General features: G+C 52.5%; 2 protein-coding genes. Both read left to right on the forward strand.

Annotated features, from left to right (window positions below; all coding sequences use genetic code 11):
* The coding region (locus KNO76_RS14315; RefSeq protein ID WP_483297394.1) for a helix-turn-helix domain-containing protein at positions 1-566 on the forward strand (566 nt) is incomplete at its 5' end.
* Positions 563-1405: an IS3 family transposase gene (locus KNO76_RS14320; RefSeq protein WP_483297395.1), complete on the forward strand. Its 843-nt coding sequence runs from the start codon at positions 563-565 to the stop codon at positions 1403-1405. The genes KNO76_RS14315 and KNO76_RS14320, both read left to right, overlap by 4 nt.
* The last annotated feature ends 38 nt before the right edge of the window (positions 1406-1443 follow it).

Below are 1443 nucleotides of genomic sequence, written 5' to 3' on the forward strand. Positions count from 1 at the left end.
TGAACTGCCCCATAAAAGTTGGACATGAAAAATCCAACTTTTATGGGGTGTTTTTTATGACCAAATATTCAAAGGCATTGAAAGTCCAAATCGCCCAGCGCTACTTCACGGGAAGGGACGGATTTGAGGTTTTGTCACAGGAGTTCGGAATCTCGTATAGCCAGGTGCGTATCTGGTCGCATCTCTATGAGCGTTGGGGGGAGGAAATCTTCGATCCTTCCTATACAGTCCACTCGCCGGCGTTTAAACTGGAGGTACTAAACGATATGGCTACTAATAGGCTGTCCTGCTTGGATGCGGCCCTGAAGTACCGCATTTCCTCCCCTGGAATGATCTCCACTTGGCGGTCCGCGTATGAACGGAAAGGAGTCGAGGGGTTGGTAGCCAAAGCGAAAGGACGTGCCCCGATGGCGAAACGCAAGAAAAAGAATCCGGACGAGATGACAGAGGTCGAGGAGCTCAAGGAACGGGTCGAGTACCTCGAGATGGAGAACGCCGCGTTAAAAAAATTGAAAGCCTTGGTTCAAGAAGAGGAAGCGCGACGAACCGGATCAAGGCCCAAGTGATCGACGAGCTACGGGCCACCTATCCTGTACCGGGTCTCCTCCAGGTGCTCGATATGGCTCGAAGCGTCTACTACTATTGGCGGACACGCCTGACGGCTGTTGACAAGTACACGGACGTGAAGGAAGCGATTCAGACCCTCTTCCACGAACACGAAGGACGTTGTGGCTATCGGCGCATCCATGCGCTCCTCGAGCGCCAAGGCTTCAGGCACGACCCGAAAACCGTATTGCGTCTCATGGACGAGCTCGGTCTCAAGTGCCTCGTCCGCATGAAGAAATATCGGTCCTACAAAGGAGAGGTCGGAACGATCGCACCGAACCTCCTTGAGCGAGATTTCCAGGCCACAGGCCTAAACCAGAAGTGGGTGACCGATGTCACCGAGTTCCATCTTTTCGGGGAGAAACTCTATCTCTCCCCGATGATGGACCTGGCAAACCGGGAAATCATTGCCTATTCGATGTCAGACAGTCCTAGATATCCGTTCGTCGGCGAGATGTTGGACCAAGCCATCGCAAGACTCGACGGCGATGGAAGGCCGATCCTCCATTCTGACCAGGGCTGGCAATACCAGTTCCGAGCGTTCACGGCGAAGCTGCGCGAACACGGCATCACCCAGAGTATGTCCCGAAAGGGCAACTGTCTCGACAACGCGGCCATCGAGAGTTTCTTCGCCGTGCTCAAGTCCGAACTCCTTTATCTCAGGAAGTTCGAAGATATGACCCATTTCAAACAGGAGCTCGAGCGATACATCGAGTACTATAATCATCGTCGCATCAAGAAACGACTAAAAAACCTGAGCCCGGTGGAATACCGGACGCAGGTTCTAAAGGTCGCCTAACGAAACTATTTAGTGTCTAACTTTTTCGGTTCAGTTCA

The organism is Exiguobacterium sp. s101 (assembly GCF_018617835.1).
Taxonomy (GTDB): Bacteria; Bacillota; Bacilli; order Exiguobacteriales; family Exiguobacteriaceae; genus Exiguobacterium; species Exiguobacterium marinum.